Origin of the sequence: Kribbella flavida DSM 17836 (assembly GCF_000024345.1) — a bacterium.
Taxonomy (GTDB): domain Bacteria; phylum Actinomycetota; class Actinomycetes; order Propionibacteriales; family Kribbellaceae; genus Kribbella; species Kribbella flavida.
This window is the reverse complement of the sequence record NC_013729.1, coordinates 3,291,889-3,309,845: the sequence shown is the minus strand read 5'-3', so window position 1 is coordinate 3,309,845 and position 17,957 is coordinate 3,291,889. Positions and strand designations below refer to the sequence as shown.

The following is a 17,957-nucleotide window of genomic DNA, read 5'->3' as shown; positions in this document are numbered from 1 at the left end:
GCTACCAGCGAGTAGCCACGATGAACAGACATTGGCCGTACCAAATCCGGGTGGTGCCGAACTGACATATAGTCCGGGCCCATGAGGGGGATGTGGGGCACACTCGCGCGGCCTCGTCACGCGCCCGAACCGGCGGTTCTGCGCGCCGTGGTGATCGCGATCGCGCTCGTCCAGGCAGGTGTTCTCGGCCTGCTCGCCCGCCGGGGATCCTGGTTGAGCGACGACCTGGAGTTCCTGGTCCAGGGCGGCCGGGGCTTCGCGCCGGCCGAGCTGCTGACCCCCTTGAACGACCACCTCGCACCGGGACTGCGCTTCACCTACGCGACCTTCGCCGCCGTCGCGCCGCTGAACTGGGACGTCACTGTCGCCTGGCGGATGCTGCTGCAGGCGCTGGCGATCACCTTGTTCGGCCTGCTGCTGCTCCGGCTGCTGAGAGCGAGCTGGTGGGTGCCGGCCGGCACGCTGCTGTACGCCCTGAGCGCCCTCAGCATGCCGTCGTTCATGTCCCTGTCGAGCGGCGTCAACAACCTGCCCGCCCACGTCTTCGGTCTCCTGCTGCTGCACGCCACCCTCGACTGGTACGCCGGACACCGGGTCCGGGCAGTTGCTTACGGCCCTGTCTCGCTGCTGATCTCCTTGGCCTGCTGGGAGAAGTCCGGCCTGATCCTGGTCACGGCGATCGCGCTCGCGCTCTACCTCCGCGACACCCCGCTCCGCCCCTGGCTCCGCCGAACCGCGCCGTACGCCGTCGCGCTGGCTGTCCCGGTGGTTGCCTTCAGCATCGTCTACGCCACCTACGGTCAGCCGTCGAGTGGCGAGCTGCCGGGCGTCGGCACGATGCTCGACCTGGCCGCCCGCGCGTTCGCCGTACCGGTGGCTGCTCTTGCAGGCGGTCCGTGGAGCTGGACCCCGATCTCCGGCGCCTTCGGTACGGCGAACGCGCCCGTCGCCGCGCTCGTGCTCGGGGGCGTCGTCGCGGCGGTCCTGCTGCTCACCGCCTGGCGGCACGATCGCCGGGCGCTGCTGCTCTGGGCCTCGGTCGGGATCTACACCCTGGCGACGCTTTTCCTGATCGCCTACGGCCGGTACGACGTGTTCGGCGACGTGTTCACCGTGCACTACCACTACTGGTCGGACCTCTCGATCCCCTTGATCCTCGCCGTCGTGCTCACCGGGCGGGCGGTCCGCCTGCCGATCGGCCTGGTCCGCTTCGGCCCCGTCGTCCCGGTGGCGGGGATGTGTGCCCTGCTCGGCTGGACCGCCGGCTCGGTCGTGTCGACGGCCGGCTTCGCGCAGTACTGGGACGACAACCCGTCCCGCGCGTACTTCGCGACGTTGCGGGCCGAGCTGGACGAGGCCGGACCTTCGGTGAACCTGTGGGACACCCGGTTGCCCGGCGCGCTGTCCAACATCCTGGTCAAGGACTCGCGGTTGTCCCCGGTGCTGCGCACGGCCGAGATTCCCTTCCAGCTGCAGGCTTCGACCAGTGAGCCGCGGCTGGTCGACGACAGCGGCAGGATCCATCCGGCCCGGCTCAGCGTCTGGGCCGAGGCGGTGATTCCGCCCAAGGGCAACAAGTTCTGCGCGCTGCACCTCGAAGGCGTGAACACGGTGACGCTGCCGCTGCGACTGAGGACGCCGCAGGTCCCTCCGGCCGCGTGGTTCGTCAAGTTCAGCTACCTGGCCGGCCGCCAGAACACCGTCGAGCTCGAGCTGGTCGGGACGAACGGTCGTGCTGTCCAGGTCCCGGTGCCGCCGGGTGCGTCGGTGGCAGGCTTTGCGAACATGTACCTCGGACCGACACCGGTGACCGACCTCGCGGCGGTCCGGTTGCGCACAACAGCTCTGGACAGCAGCCTCTGTGTCGGCAGTGTCGAGATCGGACTACCGCAGGTGAGTGGATGAGACGCGAACGGTTCCCGGCGCTCGACGGACTGCGCGCGGTCGGCGCCCTCGCCGTCCTGACCACGCACGTCGGCTTCCAGAGCGGCGACGCTGTGAACGGCCCGTTCGCCGGCGTGCTGTCCCGGCTCGACGTCGGAGTCGCGATCTTCTTCGCCATCTCCGGGTTCCTGCTCTACCGTCCGTACGTCGTTGCCTGGTTCAGCGAGACCGAGCCGCCGCTGACCCTGCCCTACCTGCGGAACCGCGCGCTGCGGATCCTGCCTGCGCTCTGGGTGGCCGTCGTCCTGGCGCTGCTGCTGGTCCCCCGGGTGGAGGACGTCACCTGGGCGACCTACCTGCGGCACGCGTCGCTGACCCAGATCTACGTCGACTCCCCCGCCGCCGGTGGGCTGACGCAGATGTGGAGCCTGGCCACCGAGGCGGCGTTCTACCTGCTGCTGCCGTTCCTGGCCCGGTTGCTGATCAGCTACGAACGCCCGACCCGGCAGGCCGTACGCCGTCGGCTGGCCGTGCTCGCGGCGTTCACCCTGCTCGGTCCGGTCTGGATGGCCGGGATCAACGCGACCGGTCACCCGCTGGCGGGGCTCTGGCTGCCCGGGTACCTCGGCTGGTTCGGCGTCGGCATGGGCTTCGCGCTCTGGCAGGTCGCCCGCAGCAGCGGCCGGCTCGGCAGCTCGGCCCTCGACACGTTGGCCAAGATCCCGGGCACGATCTGGGCGATCGCGGCCGTGCTGCTGCTGATCGCGGCGAGCCCGATCGCCGGCCCGTACAGCCTGATTCCCCCGAGCGCCGGGCAGGCGTTCGTGAAGAACCTGCTCTACACCGGGATCGCTGCCTGCGTGGTCTTCCCGGCGATCGCGCCGACCCGGCAGGCCGCGGCCCTGCTGGGCGGCCGGATCGGTCACGTCGCGGGCGACATCTCGTACGGCGTGTTCTGCTACCACCTGATCGTGCTCAGCCTGGTCCAGCAGGTCTTCGGGATCGGTCCGTTCGAGGGCCACTTCGCGCTGCTGTTCTGGCCGACCCTGGTCGTCTCGGCCGGGGTCGCCGCCGCGAGCTACTACCTGATGGAGCGGCCGATCATGCGGCTCGGTCGCCGCGACCGCTCCTACGACGTCTCGCCCGCCGGCCGGGACAGCACGGCCAGCGCGACGCCGAGCAGCACCGACCCCTGGACGAACCCGGAGGTCAGGCCCGCTCCCCCGTCCGGCCAGGGCTGAAGCGCGGCGACCGCGGTCCCCGCCAGCACCACGCCGACGACGGTTGCGGTCAAGGCGATCCTCCGGCCGGCCAGCAACCAGGCCAGCACAGCGGCGAGCACGGTGACCGCGAGCCCGAGCCAGCCGGCCAGGAACGTACCGGCCAGCACCATCAGCACGCTCGCGGGCCATGGCCCCAACCGCCCGAGCTCACGCAGGCTGTGCCCGGCGTGGCGTGACCGGCGGCGGGAGAAGACGGCGAATCCGGCGACGAACACCAGGCCCCACAGACCGACCAGCAGGCCGGCCCGGTAGTCGCGGTCGGGCGCGAAGCGGGCGGTGACCACTTGCTCCGGTCCGGCCGGGAGCAGCCAGCCCTGCTGCCAGCCGCCGATGCGGATCGGCACGAGCTTCCGTCCGGTGCTGTCGTAGGCCTCCCACCCCGAACTGAAGTTTTGGGCGACTGTGAGCACCGACGGAACGGCAACGGGCGGCACTTCCAGGGTCAGCGCGGCCGGGTTGGGCCGCCACACGTTGACACCCTTGGCGGGGTCCGTGGCGATCCTCGGCGCGTCGGTCCTGGTGAACTTCGCGTCGACCGGGACGAAGTCCTGGCTCGCGACGACGTCCACGGTGTGCCGGCCGCCCTGCAGCGCGACCGAGGGCTGCTGACAGAGCGCGTACTTCACCGGCCGGCGCTGCAGCACGTCCCGCATCGTCGCGTCGACCTTGGTCGCCGCGGGCACGCCGTCGATCCGGACCGTCGGGCCGAAGCCGCAGACGGCGCCGGTGACGGCGTCCAGGTCGAGCGGCCGGCGCAGGTCGTTGGCGCCGAGGATGCGCAGCTCGGCCACCCCGACGGGCAACCTGCGGGCCAGGCCGGTCGCCGAGTCGACGTCGACGACGTCGGTGGTCGCGGTGAACGCCAGCTCGACCGTACGCACCCGCGTGAACCGGTCGGGGAACGTCACGAATCCCTCCGGCGTCACTCTCAGCGTCGTCGGCTTGCCGCCGTCGAACCGGACCGCGACCTCGCTCGGCCGGGCCGCCGCCAGGTAGGGGTCGCTGAGGAACTGGATGCCCTGCAGTTTCCTTGCCCCTGGCAACTTCAAGGTCAGCGTCGGCCGGGGGTCCCCCGGTGCGGCGATCCAGCCGGTGCCGAGGTCGGTGTCCACCGCCGCACCCGGCCGTCCCTCCGGCGCCGTCACGGCCCGGGAGGACGCGGTGGCGGTGATCGAGCGCGGAACGACCAGCAGTCGCTCCAGCGCGGCGCCGTCCCGCGGCAGCGCCGTTCCCTGCAGCGTGTACGACGCGGCGTCGGGCAAGTCGATGCTGCGGTAGAGACCGGTCGGCTCTTCGGAGTCCCGGGCGAACCCTTGCCGGCACAGCGGCCGGGTGCCGGAGTGCAGGCACGCCGAGCGACCGGCCTGCGCGGTGCGGAAGATCAGGGCGTCCGGCTGCCGGTCCGGCCCGGCCGGTACCTGGAGCCGGCTGACCGGGGTGAGGCCGGGCAGGGAAACCTCGGCGATCGCCACGCCGTTCGGGTTCCGGCCGTCGGTGACCGCGACACTGAGCCGCAGCCGCTGGGTGACCCCCTCGGGCGCGGGAAGGTGCTGCGGCCGGTCGTTGCCCTCGACGACCGTGGTCAGCGACCCGGCGTCGGTCTCGACCTTCAGCGTCCGGACCGGATCGGTCGTCGGTGCCTGCAACGAGAACTGGACCTGGAGGTCGTCCACCCGGCGCGGAGCGGTGAACGTCAGCTCCAGCCACTCACCGCTGCTCTGCCCGAACGTGCCCGACACCCACCGGGTCGCCGGGTCGCCGTCGACCGCCGCGAACGGGCCGTTGCCCGGGCCGGTCCGCAGCGTCGCATCCACGTCGGCGGCCGACGACGAGGCCCGGACGTCCGCGAGCCCGCCGTCCCACGACCGCGTCGTCTGCGGCGCGTCCGGGTCCAGCACGTAGTCGAGGGTCCGGCGTCCCTGCCGGCCGGGGTCCTGGGCGGTCAGCACCGGCGAGTAGTTCTCAGCGGCCCGGCCGACCGTCACCTCACGGCGCTGCAGGCCGTCGGTCTGGATCAGCGGCAGCTGTAGACCGCCGACGTCCGTGCTCAGCACAGCCTCGCGGTCCGGACCCAGAGCGGTCAGCACCGACGGCACGTCCTCCGAACCGCCACGCACCTCGACCAGCTGCGACTGCGGAACGACCCGGGCCGGACTGACCTCGCCGACGTCGAAGATCTCCACACTCGGATAGGGCAGCCGGGTCCGCTCGTCGAGCGTCAGCCCCGGCTCCTCGATCGGGCTGCCGGTCGGCGGGCCGAAGTACGCCACTCGAGCGATACCGGCCTCGGCCAGGCTCTCGTGCACCGCGAGGGCGGGGCTCACCTGCACGTCGTTGCGGAGGTCGTTGCGCACGACGACGTACCGGATGCCGGCGCGGTTCAGCGCCTGTACCAGAGTCTTGTCACCGACTCCAGAGCCCAGCCGGCGCTCCAGCTCGTCCAGCCAGCGCGTCGTACCGGCTGAGCCGAGTGGCACCGCGTCCCGCACGGCCATCGGCCGCTTCAGCAGGGCCTGGAACGGTTCGTCCTTCGTGGAGCCCCACGTGAAGTCCGCAAAGGAAGCAGCCGGTACGACGAGCACGCTGCCGGTCGTCGGTTGACTGTCGAGCCAGGTCGCCGCCTCGCTCCAGTGCGCGGGCATCGCCTGGTAGCTCTCCGTCCGGGGCAGCTGAGCGAACATCGCCGGAGTCGCCACGGACACCACCAGGCATGCCGCCAACGCAGGGACCAGGCGACGCTGTACACCGCGGGCCGTCGCCCAGCTCGACAGCCGGGTCAGTGCGTGTGCGGCAGCCAGTGCGAGAGGTAGCCGGACGACCAGCTCGAACTTGTGCGTGTTCCGCAGCGCAGCGAGCGGTCCGTCCAGCAGGTCCTGGACCGGGCCGGACAGCGGCGAGCTGTGATGGCCCAGCGTGAGCAGCAGGAGCCCGGCGACGACTGACAGTTGCAGGAAGCCCCTGTTCTTCAGCGAGCCCATCGCCAGGCCGACCAGTCCCACCAGCGCGACGACGGCTGTCGTCAGGATCAGCGTCGGCTGGGTCACGAACAGCCAGCCCGCAGGCCAGCTGGGACCGCCGCCGGTGGCCAGGAAGTTCAGCCACTGCGACGTGCCGCGGAAGGACTCGAAGATGCTGGCGGTGTTGGTGGTCGTGGCCGCGTTCTCGATCCAGTCCAGGAACGGCGGGCTGTGGCGGCCGAGCAGCAGCAGCGGCACCAGCCACCAGAACGACACCGCCACGATGCAGCCGAACCAGCCCACCGCGATCTTCAGCGTCGCCCGGTCGAGCCGGCGGGTGAGGATCCACAGCGCGGGCAGCACGAGCGTCGCCCCGGTCGCCACCGCGTTCACTCCGCCGACCAGGGCGAAGGCGACCGCCGACCAGCCGACCCGCCACCAGCCCGACCGTGCCCGTGGGGTGACCAGCGGCAGCAGGACCCACGGAGCCATCGCGATCGGCCACACCTCGATGGAGGTGATCGCGACCTCGCCGAGCATCCGCGGGCTCAGGGCGTAGAGCAGCGCGACGGTGAACCGTGCCCAAGGCGCTCCGTAGCCGAGCGCGCCCGCCAGCTTCCAGACGCCGACGAACGCCGTACACAGGACCAGGGACCACCACAGTCGCTGGAAGGCCCAGTCGGGCACGCTCAGCGAATCGAACAGCCAGTGGAACGGGCCCATCGGCAGCAGGTAGCCGTAGGCCTGGTTCTGCAGCTGCCCGAAGGCGCCCTGCGGATCCCACAGGTGCAGTGCCCGGGCCAGGAAGGCGCCGGGGTTCGCCGTGAGGTCCAGCTTGGTGTCCGGCACGATCTTGCCCGGCGCCTGGTGGAAGCACAGCGCGACCAGGAGCAGGCAGCCCAGGACGAGACGAGCTCGCCACACCACCTGCTCCGGGCTGCCGGTCTTCAGTCGCTTCAGTGGTGCGCGCAGGAGGTCGGTCATAGCCGCCGGAGTACCAGGACGAGGTTCCAGGTCACGACCTCACGCACCCCGGGCACAGCCAGTACGCCGTACGCCCATCGCGGGTGATACCTCGGCAGAGCGGCCACCAACTCCGCGTCGGCGCACTGCCTGGCCCAGCGCAGTCCGCCGGCGACGGTGATCGGGAAGAGCGACTCGCCGTACTTGTTCTTCGGCGGGTGCCCGCGCAGCCTCTCGTAGCGCCGGGCCGCGCGATCGCCGCCGAGGTAGTGCCAGGGCGCGGTCTCGTGGCCGCCGTGCGGACCCCACCAGCCGGTGTAGGACAGGAAGACCGTGCCGCCGGGCTTCGTGACCCGGACCATCTCGTCGGCCATCAGCCACGGGTCCGGAACGTGCTCCAGCACGTTGGAGGAGAAGCAGATGTCGACCTGCTGGTCCCCGACGGGCAAGGCCATCCCGCTGCCGAGCACAGTGCCCGGCGACGGCTCACCGCGCCCGCTGAGCTCACCCAGGTCCGAGTCGATCGCGTAGTAGCGAGCCCCCGCGGCCCGGAAGGCGTCGGCGAAGTACCCAGGGCCCCCACCGACGTCCAGCATCCGCGCGCCGCTCAGCTCGGCGTACGCCGAGAGCTGGCCGACCGAGTCGGCGGCGAGCGTTCCGTAGAAGCGGTCCGGGTCCGTCTGCTCGACCCCGAAGGCCCGGAACAACCGCATGGCACGGCGGACGTCGGGGGTCCACCGCACCGGGTTCTCGGACCTCGAGATCGCTGCACGCACAGGCGGGACGATAACCGATCTCGCGAGGTCTGGCGGACATCGTTACTCCCTGGTAACCTCGCGCCTCATTACCGGGGGGTAGCTTCGTCGAGGGTGGGGGTTCTTCAGGTGCGTGGAAACACCGTGCTGTTGCTCAACTGGCGGGACACGAGCAATCCGGAGGGTGGGGGCTCCGAGCGCTACGTGGAAGAGGTTGCCAGAGGCCTTGCAGACATGGGCTGGTCGGTCACCGTGCTGTGCGCGGCGTACCCGGGCAGTCCGCGGGAAGCCCGGCGGTACGACGTTCGCTACCTCTATCGCGGCAGCAAGGTCACCGTCTACCTCCGCGGCCTGCTGCACACGCTGCTGCACCGCCCGGACCAGGTCGTCGACGTGCAGAACGGGCTGCCATTCTTTACCCGCCTCGTACGTCGCACCGGCGTCGTCGTGCTCGTGCACCACGTTCACCAGGAGCAGTGGCCGGTGGTCTACCCAGGCTGGCGCGGACGGTTCGGCTGGTGGCTCGAGTCGCGGGTCGCGCCCCGGCTCTACCGGGACTGCCGCTACGTGACGGTCTCCTCGGCCTCGCGGGACGAACTGGTCGAGCTGGGCGTGGACAAGGCCCGCGTGGACGTCGTCCACAACGGTACCGACCCGGCGCCGGCCCGACAGGTTCCGCAGGCCGCCGTACCGACTGTGGTGTGCGTCGGCCGGATCGTGCCGCACAAGCAGGTCGAGCACGCGGTGGACGCGATCGCCGCGGCCCGCGCCGTCCTGCCGGCGGCGCGACTCGTCGTGGTCGGTTCAGGCTGGTGGGAGGACTCGCTGCGCACGTACGTCGCCGAGCGGGGGCTCCAGGACGCCGTGGAGTTCCGGGGGCACGTGAGCGAGGCCGACAAGCACGCGGCGTACGACGAGGCGTGGGTGCAGGCCTTGCCGAGCCTCAAGGAGGGCTGGGGTCTGGTCGTCGGCGAGGCCGCAGGGCACGGCGTACCGACGGTCGCGTACCGCAGCGCGGGCGGGCCGACCGAGTCGGTGCAGGACGGAGTGTCGGGCGTACTGGTGGACGACCCGGCCGAGTTCTCGGCGACGATCACGGCTCTGCTGCTGGACGAGTCCCGGCGCCGCGCCTTGGCCGCGGGGGCGTTGGCGAGCGCGGGCACGTACACGTGGGGGGCCACCGCGAAGGCCTTCGACCGGGTCCTCACCGGCCGCCCGCTCGGCGCGCGCACCGGAGCTCAGGTCAAGGCCTGAGCCCGCACGCAGAAGGGCCGGCCGGCATCGCTGCCGACCGGCCCTTGCTGGTGTACGGCTACTTGTTCCCGTACTGGACGAGCGGGACGTCGGCCTGGCCCTGACGGGCTTCGTTCGGCGGCGGCGTCGGCTCCTCCTGCACGGTCCGCACCACCCCGACGACCGTGGTCGTCGCGATGGCCAGGCCCGCGATCACGGCGATGGCGGCACCGATCAGAGCTCCCATGAAACGTGTCCCCTCCTCGACAAGTAAACCGGAGAGTAACAACCGGCCGGGCAGAACGCTAGAGCTTGGAACGGACCCGTCGAAGTGCGGGCAGCACGCCCGCGGCGGCCACCGCGAGCACACCGGCGGCGGCCAGCCACGCGGCGGCGACCAGAATCGTCCGCCACGCCGGAACCCGTTGCTCCGCAGGCGTTCCGTCCAGCCGGTGCACCGCGACCGTCGGCCCACTGAACACTTCGGTGAGCCCTTGGATGAGCTGCCGGGGAGGCGGGCCGCCGGCCTCCCGGTCGACGACGATCCAGCCGACGCCCTGACGCAGCAGCTCCGGCGACGGATCGGCTCCGGTCCGGACGGACGCCCGGAGCGCATCGGCGACCGCCGCCGCCCGGGGATCCTCCCCGGCCAGCCGGTCGCCGTCCACGATCAGCTCGTCCGGGACCACCGCCGGCTTGCTGAAGTAGCGCGGCATCGGATCGAGCACCGGCCGGCGCGTGTTCCAGCTGGGGGCCCGGTAGGACTCGAACGGCCACGGCATCAGCTCACCCGGACGAGCATCCGCCGTCAGTACGGCGTTCGCCTGCTCCCAGTCGGCCGGGTACTGCGAGAGCCGGAACCCGCCACCCACCAGCTGCGGCAACGCGGCGATCGGGACGAGGGCAGCTGTCGCTCCGACCAACCAGGTCAGCGGCGCGACCCGCAGCAGCGCGGCGACCGCCGTACCGAAACCGATCGCCTCCAGCAACGCCAATGGGCCCAGGTAGCGCTGTCCGTCCCGGAACAGACCGGCGCCCGGCACATGAGCCACGGTCCAGGCGAACGGGTCCTCAGCGACGACTCCGGCGACGGCCACCAGGAGCGACAGTCCGGCGGCCACCACCAGCGCCATGGCGAGTCGCTCCCGTCGGCACCACAGAGATACGCCGATGCATGACACGAGCAGCATGAGGAAAGCCAGTACGAGCGGTACCAGGTCGCCGCGGCCGGAGGGGACGACATTGGCGTTCCAGACGCCGCCGAGCGTGAGCAGGGTCGGGACCACTCCCCCGTATCCCTCGTCGCGCGCAGCGAAGGCAGGCACCGAGGCGGGGTCGGTTGTTGCAGCGGCACTACGAGCCAGGCCGGCGACGATCCAGGGCAGGTTGAGCAGGGCGGCGCCGATGAGCGGCGTCGGCCGCGCGCCACGCGGCCAGAGCAGGATGAGCGCCGCCAAGCCGAGACCGACGATGCCGCCGGACGCTGTCAGCGCGCACAGGGCCGACGCGAGCAAGAAGCCGGTCCACCCTTCGCCCCGCCGAAGGCGCAGCGCCGAGCGCACCAGCCACGGCAGCGCGGCGTACCCGAGCAGGAGGGCCCAGGCACCGAGCCGGAGCCGCTCGGCGACAAACGGGTTCCACACGTAAAGCGCCACCGCGGCGGCGCCGGCGAGCGGTCCGCCGAGGCGCAGCTCGCGCCACAGCGCGGTCATGCCGAACCCGGCAAGCAGCGGCACCGCCACGAGGACCAGCTTGTTCAGCACCTGGCCGCCGGTCACCTCGTCGAGCAGGGCGACGACCACGTCGGAGGGAACCGCGCGCGGTAAGGCAGTTGTGACACCGAACAGATCACGCCGTAGCGTGAGGTCCGGCACGAACACCAGGTCGTACCCGACCACGTACCCCGGAGCGAGCAGCGGAGCGGTGATCAGCACAGTGAGCAGGACCGGCCAGGCCCATGGCATCAGCCGGGCCAGCCGGATGGTTCCCCCCTGCACGACCGCCTCCTCGCAGTACTGTTCCAGCGCAACCTACCGCCGACCCACCAGCAGAACAGAAGCCGGATGACTGTACCGATGCCGTGCCTCCGGCGCGGCGGGTCATGGGGCTGGAACTCCCAGCCTTCCCTCGTCACTCCGGTCGCTTCGCTCCCTCCGTTCCTCAGTCCAGGCCGGGAGGCCCCATGACCTCAGAGACGACACCCGACCAGCAGCCGGCCGCCCCCAAGCTGGCCTTCCTCCGCAGCGCCACCGTGGTCGCCGTCGGTATGGCCATCATGAACGTGGCCGCCTACGGTTTCACCTTGATTGCCGTGCACCGGCTGGTTCCGGAGCAGTTCGGGGCGGTCACGGCGCTGCTGGGGCTGCTGCTGATCGGCAACGTCGCCTCCTTGGGGCTGCAGGCCTCCGGCGCGCGCCGGATCGCCACCCACACCGGGCCGGGCGAGGCCGCGCTGGCCGACAGCATGCTGAAGGCGGGTCGCCGGGCCGCGGTAGGCCTCACCCTGATCTGCCTGCTGGCCACCCCGCTGATCATGTGGCTGCTGCACATCGACTCGCTGGTGGCGGCGCTGATGGTGGCGCCGACGCTGGGCTTCCTGACCGTGATGGGCTCGCAGCTCGGCGTGCTGCAGGGCGGCAAGAACTGGACCGAGCTGGCCGCGGTCTACCTGTCGACCGGGATCGGCCGGCTGGTCTTCGGCGGCGGTGCGCTGTTCGTGCACCAGAGCGTGACGGCGGCGATGATCGGCCTGGCGATCGGTGCGGCGGTCCCGGCGCTGCTCGGCACGTTCCTGCTGCGCGGTTCCGTCGGCGGCACCATCGAGCAGGTCAAGGAGGTGCTGGGTGAGACCGTGCACGGCACTCACACTCTGCTCGCGTTCTTCGTGATCGCCAACGCCGACGTGCTGCTCGCCCGGAACCTGCTCGACCCCAAGCACAGCGGGTACTACGCGGCCGGTGTCATCGTGGCCAAGGCGTGCCTGTTCCTGCCGCAGTTCGTGATCGTGGTGGTCTTCCCGTCGCTGGCCTCGTCGCCGGGTGACACGTTGCGCCTGCGACGCGCCATCCAGGCGGTCGCCGCGCTCGGCGTCTGCACGGTCCTCGGCGCCCTGGTCCTGCCCGACCTCGTGGTCACTGTCGTCGGCGGCCCGGAGGACTACGCGCCGGTAGGCCCTGTCGCCTGGCTGTTCGCGCTCGCCGGTTCGTCGTACGCCGTGCTCCAGCTGGTCGTGTACGCCGCGATCGCGCAACAGGAGAAGCGAGCCGCGCTGCTGATCTGGATCGGCCTGATCAGCCTGGCCGTCGCCACGCTGATCATTCTCGGCGCCGACATCGCCACCGGCATGACCGGCGTCAAGGTCCTCGTCGCCATGACCAGCACCTGCGCGATCGCCCTCTCGGTAGCCCTCGCCTCCGGCCTCCACCGCCAGGCGGCCGCCGAGGAGACCGCCCGCAGCTGATGCGCGGCTGCGTCCTCATGCTGACCCGCCACTTTGTAGGGTCGAGGCATGACGACGCCGAAGTTCATCCTGGAGCTGCGGGAGAAGGTCGGGCAGGACCTGCTCTGGCTGAGCGGCATCACCGCGGTGGTACTCGACGACCGCGAGCAGGTGCTGCTGGTCCGGCGCGCCGACGACGGCCGGTGGAGTCTGCCGGCCGGAATCCTGGAACCGGGCGAGCAACCGGCGGTCGCGATCGTGCGCGAGGTCTTCGAGGAGACCGCGGTGCACGCCGTGGTGGATCGTCTGGTCAGCATCGAGAGCCTGCCGCCGTCGACCTATCCCAACGGCGACCAGGTCCAGTACCTCGATCTCTGCTTCCGGCTGCATCCCACCGGCGGTGAGGCCCGCGTGAACGACGACGAGTCCGTCGAGGTCGGGTGGTTTCCGCTCACCGACCACCCGACCCTGACGCCGCGCGAGCAGACCTGTCTCCGCAACGCCCGCAGCGACAACCCGCTGCCGATCTACACCACCAGCTGACCGCCGTACCGGTCGAGGCCGTGACCGTCGGCCGGGCAGCCAAGCTGGTCCGGCGCGGAGCTGAGCCGGTCCGGCCGGGACGGATCACGGCGGACCGGAACGGTTCGGCTCCCGCACGGGGTCAGTGTGCGGCTTCGTGCCAGGTGCGGCCGACGCCGACGGAGACGTCGAGCGGGACGGCCATCTCGACGGCGGAGCCCATGTCGCGGCGGACCAGTTCCTCGAGGGCCTCGCGTTCGCCGGGGGCGATCTCGAAGACCAGTTCGTCGTGCACCTGCAGCAGCATCCGGGACTTCAGGCCGGACGACCGCAGCGAGGCGTCGACCTTCAGCATCGCCAGCTTGATCACGTCGGCGGCCGATCCCTGGATCGGCGCGTTCAGCGCCATCCGCTCGGCCATCTCGCGGCGCTGGCGGTTGTCGCTGGTCAGGTCCGGCAGGTAGCGACGGCGGCCGAGAATCGTCTCGGTGTAGCCGCTCTTGCCGGCCTCGATCACGATGCTGCGCAGGTAGTCGCGCACGCCGCCGAAGCGCTCGAAGTACTCGTCCATCAGGCCCTTGGCCTCGTCCACGCCGATCTTCAGCTGCTGGCTCAGCCCGTACGCCGACAGCCCGTACGCCAGGCCGTAGTTCATCGCCTTGATCTTGGCCCGCATCTCCTGGGTGACCTCGCCCGGCTGCACCGAGAAGACCCGCGCGGCCGTCACCGAGTGGAAGTCCTCGCCGGAGTTGAACGCGTCGATCAGCCCCTCGTCCTCCGACACGTGCGCCATGATCCGCATCTCGATCTGGCTGTAGTCGGCCGACATCAGCGACTCGTATCCCTCGCCGACCACGAACGCCTCCCGGATCCGGCGGCCTTCCTCGGTCCGGATCGGGATGTTCTGCAGGTTCGGGTCGGTGGAGCTGAGCCGCCCGGTCGCCGCGATCGTCTGGTTGAACGTGGTGTGGATCCGGGCGTCGCGTGGGCTGATCGTCTTCAGCAGCCCCTCGACCGTCTGCCGCAGCCGGGTCGCGTCCCGGTGCGCCAGCAGGTAGGCCAGGAACGGGTGCTCGGTCTTCTCGAACAGCGCCTGCAACGAGTCCGCGTCGGTGGTGTAGCCGGTCTTGGTGCGCTTGGTCTTCGGCATCTGCAGCTCGTCGAACAGCACCACCTGCAGCTGCTTCGGCGATCCGAGGTTGATCTCCTTGCCGATCACCTCGTACGCCGAGGTGGCCGCGTCCCGGACACCGGTCGCGAAGCGCTCCTCCAGCTTCTCCAGGTACGGCCGGTCGACGGCGATACCGTCCCGCTCCATCGCGGCGATCACGTCGATCAGCGGCAGCTCCACGTCGGCCAGCAGCGCCGTGCCCGCCTGCTTGGCCAGCTCCGCGTCGAGCGTGTCGGCCAGGTCCGCGATCGCCCGGGCGCGCAGCATCGTCGCGTCCGCCGCCGGACCGCCCTCGACGTCGTCGAAGCTGAGCTGGCCGTTGTCGGCCTCCTCGTTGCGCAGCTCGCGCCGCAGGTACCGCACGGTGAGGTCGGCCAGGTCGTACGACCGCTGGTCCGGGCGAGCCAGGTACGCGCTCAGCTGGGTGTCCGAGGTCAGCCCGGCCAGCGTCCACCCCAGCTCCAGGAATCCGAGCAGCGGGCCCTTCGCGTCGTGCAACGCCTTCGGCTGCTGGGGATCCGCGAGCCAGGCCTGCCACGCCGCCGCGTCGTCCGCGGTCAGCGCGGTCGGGTCGAACCAGGCGGCCGCGCCCGCGGTCGTCGCCAGCGCCAGCCCGGTGATCTCGCCGGTCCCCCGGCCCCAGCTGCCCTGGACCGCGACGCCGACCCGCTCGCCGGCGCTGACGTGCTCCTTCAGCCAGGCCGCCACCTCGCCCGGCTTCAGCTGGGTGCCCTGCAGCTCGAAGCCCTGGTCAACGGTCTCGTCGACCTGCTCGTGCTCGGCGACCAGCCGCTCGCGCAGGACGCGGAACTCCAGGCTGTCGAACAGCGTGTGCACCTTGTCCCGGTCCCACGGCTGGCGGACCAGGTCGTCGACCGACACGTCCAGGGTCAGGTCACGGACCAGTTCGTTGATCTGCCGGTTCCGGATCACGTCGGCGAGGTGCTCGCGCAGCGACTCGCCCGCCTTGCCCTTGATCTCGTTCACCCGGTCGACCACGTCGTCCAGCGAGCCGAACTGGTTCAGCCACTTGGCCGCGGTCTTCGGGCCGACGCCCGGAACGCCCGGCAGGTTGTCGCTCTGCTCGCCGACCAGCGCCGCCAGATCGGGGTAGAGCCGCGGCGTCACGCCGTACTTCTCCTCGACCGCGGCCGGGTCCATCCGGGCGATCTCGGACACGCCACGCTTGGGGTAGAGCACGGTGACGTTGTCGCTGACCAGCTGGAACGCGTCGCGGTCGCCGGAGCTGATCAGCACCTCGAAGCCCTGGTCGGACGCCTGCGTGGCCAGCGTCGCGATGATGTCGTCGGCCTCCCAGCCGTCGATCTCGGTGGTCGGGATCCGGAGCGCCTCCAGCACCTCCTTGACCAGCGAGACCTGCCCCTTGAACTCGTCCGGCGACTTCGACCGGCCGGCCTTGTACTCCGTGTACTGCTCGGAGCGGAAGGTCTTGCGGGACACGTCGAAGGCCACGCAGACGTGGGTCGGCTGCTCGTCGCGCAGCATGTTGATCAGCATCGAGGTGAACCCGTACACCGCGTTGGTGTGCTGGCCCGTCGAGGTGGAGAAATTCTCCACCGGCAGCGCGTAGAAGGCGCGGTAGGCCAGCGAGTGCCCGTCCAGCAGCAGGATCCGCGGCCGCGCGGTGTCACCCACCGGGACCGGGTCCTTGGTCATCGTCGAGGTGTTGGTTTCTGGAGCCACAGGAAGACTCTAGTGCCCCGCGCCGACAGTTCCGGACCGACCGCGCGGGGGCTGACGTAGTCTGCGGAACGACACGTTCGAGGACCCCGGAGGAGACTTCAGTGAGTGACGAATCAGCTGCCGCCGAGCTGCCGCCGGGCATGTCGACCGAGAACACGCTGCTCGACCTGATGGGCATCGTGGTGACCGAGGCGTCGGCGGAACGGGTGGTCGCGACGATGCCGGTGAAGGGCAACGTCCAGCCGTACGGACTGCTGCACGGCGGCGCGTCCTGCGTGCTGGCCGAGAGCCTGGGGTCGATCGGCTCCGCGCTGCACGCCGCCGCGTACGGCAAGGTCGCCGTCGGCGTGGACATCAACGCCACCCACCACCGGGCCGTCCGCGAAGGCCTCGTCACCGGCGTCGCCACCCCGGTCTACCTGGGCCGCACCACCACGTCGTACGAGATCGTGGTGACCGACGAGCGGGACAAGCGGGTCTGCACCGCCCGGATCACGTGCCAGCTGATTCCGGCTCCGCCGGGAAGCTGAGGCCGGCGGGTTCGCCGGGGTGCCGGCCGAGCTGGGCACGGCGGGCGACCACCGAACGACGCGAGGAGAGCAGGGCGAGCAGGTTGGGCGCGTGCTCGGCGGCCAGCCGGCGGCGGACCGTGTGTGTGCCGGCGAAGCGCAGTACGGCGGCCTGACCCAGTCCCAGCCGGGCCAGGAACCGGTTCGCCTCGCGGGCGACGGCCGGTGCCACCACACCGAGGTACGGGCAGTTCTCGTGCTCGGCCCAGGCCGCCGCCTCGGCGATCAGTGCCTTGCCCAGGCCGTGCCGCCGCGCGTGGTCGGCGACGTGCAGGTACTCCACGGTCATCGTGACCTCGGCGTGCAACGGGCTGACCGGCGTCCGGCGCAGGTACGCCATGCCGCTCAGCCGGCCCTCCAGCTCGCCGACCACCAGCCGGCCGCCCGGATCCGTCGCGAGCCGCTCGATCGAGGTGAGGACCGATTCCGGCGTCGGCGCGGTGAGCACCCGCTGGTGCGCGGTCCCGAGCGCCATCTCGCCCCACAACGTCACCAGGTCGGCGGCATCCTCCGGGCGGGCGTCGCGCACCGCGATGGCTGATGCCACGTCGGCCTCCTGGTCTGATCCACCCCCGAGGTGAACAGGACGGGCGATACGCTCATCCCCGCGCAACAGTAGGGCTTTCGCGGTCGGTTGCAAAGCGACACCACCGCAAGCACACCGACCCCCCTGCCGGCGGTCACAGCCGGCGATCGGAGAGCACGCTTGTTCATCGGAATCGGCACCGTCGTGAACGTCGCGACGGTGCTGCTCGGTTCGGTCCTCGGCGTCCTGATCGGCCACCGTCTGCCCGACCGGACCAGGGACCTGGTCACCGACGCCCTCGGCCTGGTGACGCTGCTGATCGCGATCAGCTCGGCACTCACCGTCGGCGACGAGGCACTCAGCGCGGCGGTCGGCGACAGCGCGCCCGTGCTGATCGTGCTCGGAGCCATGCTGATCGGCGGGATCGCCGGTTCGCTGCTGCGGATCGAGCAGCGGCTGGAGGGTTTCGGCGCCTGGCTGCAGCACCGGTTCAGCCGCCGCGACGGCGAGAGCACCTTCGTCGAGGGCTTCGTCTCGGCGTCGATGGTGTTCTGCGTCGGACCGCTCACCTTTCTCGGCGCCCTCTCGGACGGCCTCGGCCGCGGCGCCGACCAGCTCCTGCTGAAGTCGGTGCTCGACGGCTTCGCCTCGATCGCCTTCGCCGCCTCCCTGGGCTGGGGCGTCGCGGCGTCCGCGCTGGTGGTGCTGGTGATCCAGGGCCTGATGACCGCGACCGGCGCGCTGCTGGGAGATGTGTTGCCCGAGGCCCACGTCACGGCCCTCGGCGCGACCGGTGGTCTGCTGCTGATCGGCGTCGCCCTGCGGCTGCTGAAGATCAAGCAGGTCGCGGTTGCGGATCTGCTGCCGGCGTTGATCGTGGCGCCGCTGCTCGTGCAGCTGCTGGTTGTCGTACGCAACTGAGCGGTTGCGGGCGGCAACGCTGGGTGGTTG

13 protein-coding genes are annotated in these 17,957 nt (G+C 71.0%); 7 read left to right on the top strand and 6 right to left on the bottom strand.

The features are described from left to right. Positions 1–81: 81 nt before the first annotated feature. Entirely contained in the window at positions 82–1,905 is a 1,824-nt protein-coding gene (locus KFLA_RS15345; RefSeq protein WP_012920718.1) for a hypothetical protein, read from the top strand. Further along, a complete protein-coding gene (locus KFLA_RS15340) occupies positions 1,902–3,125 on the top strand; it encodes an acyltransferase family protein (protein ID WP_012920717.1) in 1,224 nt (407 codons plus the stop codon). The genes KFLA_RS15345 and KFLA_RS15340 overlap by 4 nt, the downstream gene beginning before the upstream one ends. Here KFLA_RS15340 and KFLA_RS15335 read toward each other — a convergent pair. Both KFLA_RS15335 and KFLA_RS15330 read right to left on the bottom strand, forming a co-directional pair. Continuing rightward, on the bottom strand, positions 3,014–7,108 hold the full coding sequence (locus KFLA_RS15335; RefSeq protein ID WP_012920716.1) for an alpha-(1->3)-arabinofuranosyltransferase: 4,095 nt from the start codon (positions 7,106–7,108) through the stop codon (positions 3,014–3,016). The two genes, KFLA_RS15340 and KFLA_RS15335, sit on opposite strands and share 112 nt — an antisense overlap. Next, positions 7,105–7,863, bottom strand: coding sequence for a class I SAM-dependent methyltransferase (locus KFLA_RS15330; protein WP_012920715.1), 759 nt, complete (start codon positions 7,861–7,863; stop codon positions 7,105–7,107). Before KFLA_RS15330 ends, KFLA_RS15335 begins: the two co-directional genes overlap by 4 nt. Before the next feature lie 108 nt (positions 7,864–7,971). Here KFLA_RS15330 and KFLA_RS15325 point away from each other — a divergent pair, with 108 nt between their 5' ends. Further along, a complete protein-coding gene (locus tag KFLA_RS15325) occupies positions 7,972–9,096 on the top strand; it encodes a glycosyltransferase family 4 protein (protein ID WP_148256646.1) in 1,125 nt (374 codons plus the stop codon). Between the two features lie 58 nt (positions 9,097–9,154). Here KFLA_RS15325 and KFLA_RS36690 read toward each other — a convergent pair whose 3' ends face one another. Together KFLA_RS36690 and KFLA_RS15320 are read right to left on the bottom strand one after the other, a co-directional pair. After that, the gene (locus KFLA_RS36690) at positions 9,155–9,322 is read right to left on the bottom strand and encodes a DUF2613 family protein (RefSeq protein ID WP_012920713.1); all 168 of its coding nucleotides are present in this window, start codon (positions 9,320–9,322) and stop codon (positions 9,155–9,157) included. A gap of 58 nt (positions 9,323–9,380) precedes the next feature. Beyond that, the gene (locus KFLA_RS15320) at positions 9,381–11,072 is read right to left on the bottom strand and encodes an MmpA family trehalose lipid delivery protein (protein WP_012920712.1); all 1,692 of its coding nucleotides are present in this window, start codon (positions 11,070–11,072) and stop codon (positions 9,381–9,383) included. A gap of 185 nt (positions 11,073–11,257) precedes the next feature. On the opposite strand from KFLA_RS15320, the gene KFLA_RS15315 reads away from it, so the two are divergent. Then, positions 11,258–12,535 carry an MATE family efflux transporter gene (locus KFLA_RS15315; protein ID WP_012920711.1) on the top strand — a complete coding sequence of 426 codons (1,278 nt, stop codon included), beginning with the start codon at positions 11,258–11,260 and terminating at the stop codon, positions 12,533–12,535. A gap of 48 nt (positions 12,536–12,583) precedes the next feature. After that, entirely contained in the window at positions 12,584–13,057 is a 474-nt protein-coding gene (locus KFLA_RS15310) for an NUDIX hydrolase (protein WP_012920710.1), read from the top strand. A gap of 121 nt (positions 13,058–13,178) precedes the next feature. Here the strand turns inward: KFLA_RS15310 and polA are convergent, their stop codons facing one another. Then, entirely contained in the window at positions 13,179–15,884 is a 2,706-nt protein-coding gene (polA, locus tag KFLA_RS15305; RefSeq protein ID WP_012920709.1) for a DNA polymerase I, read from the bottom strand. 128 nt (positions 15,885–16,012) lie between these two features. Between polA and KFLA_RS15300 the strand changes: the two genes are divergently transcribed. Further along, a complete protein-coding gene (locus KFLA_RS15300) occupies positions 16,013–16,441 on the top strand; it encodes a hotdog fold thioesterase (protein ID WP_012920708.1) in 429 nt (142 codons plus the stop codon). Here KFLA_RS15300 and KFLA_RS15295 read toward each other — a convergent pair. After that, complete coding sequence (locus KFLA_RS15295) at positions 16,404–17,027, bottom strand: GNAT family N-acetyltransferase (RefSeq protein WP_012920707.1); 624 nt, start codon at positions 17,025–17,027, stop codon at positions 16,404–16,406. The two genes, KFLA_RS15300 and KFLA_RS15295, sit on opposite strands and share 38 nt — an antisense overlap. 159 nt (positions 17,028–17,186) lie before the next feature. Between KFLA_RS15295 and KFLA_RS15290 the strand changes: the two genes are divergently transcribed. Next, positions 17,187–17,927, top strand: a complete 741-nt coding sequence (locus tag KFLA_RS15290; RefSeq protein ID WP_012920706.1) for a DUF554 domain-containing protein — start codon at positions 17,187–17,189, stop codon at positions 17,925–17,927. Positions 17,928–17,957: the final 30 nt, after the last annotated feature.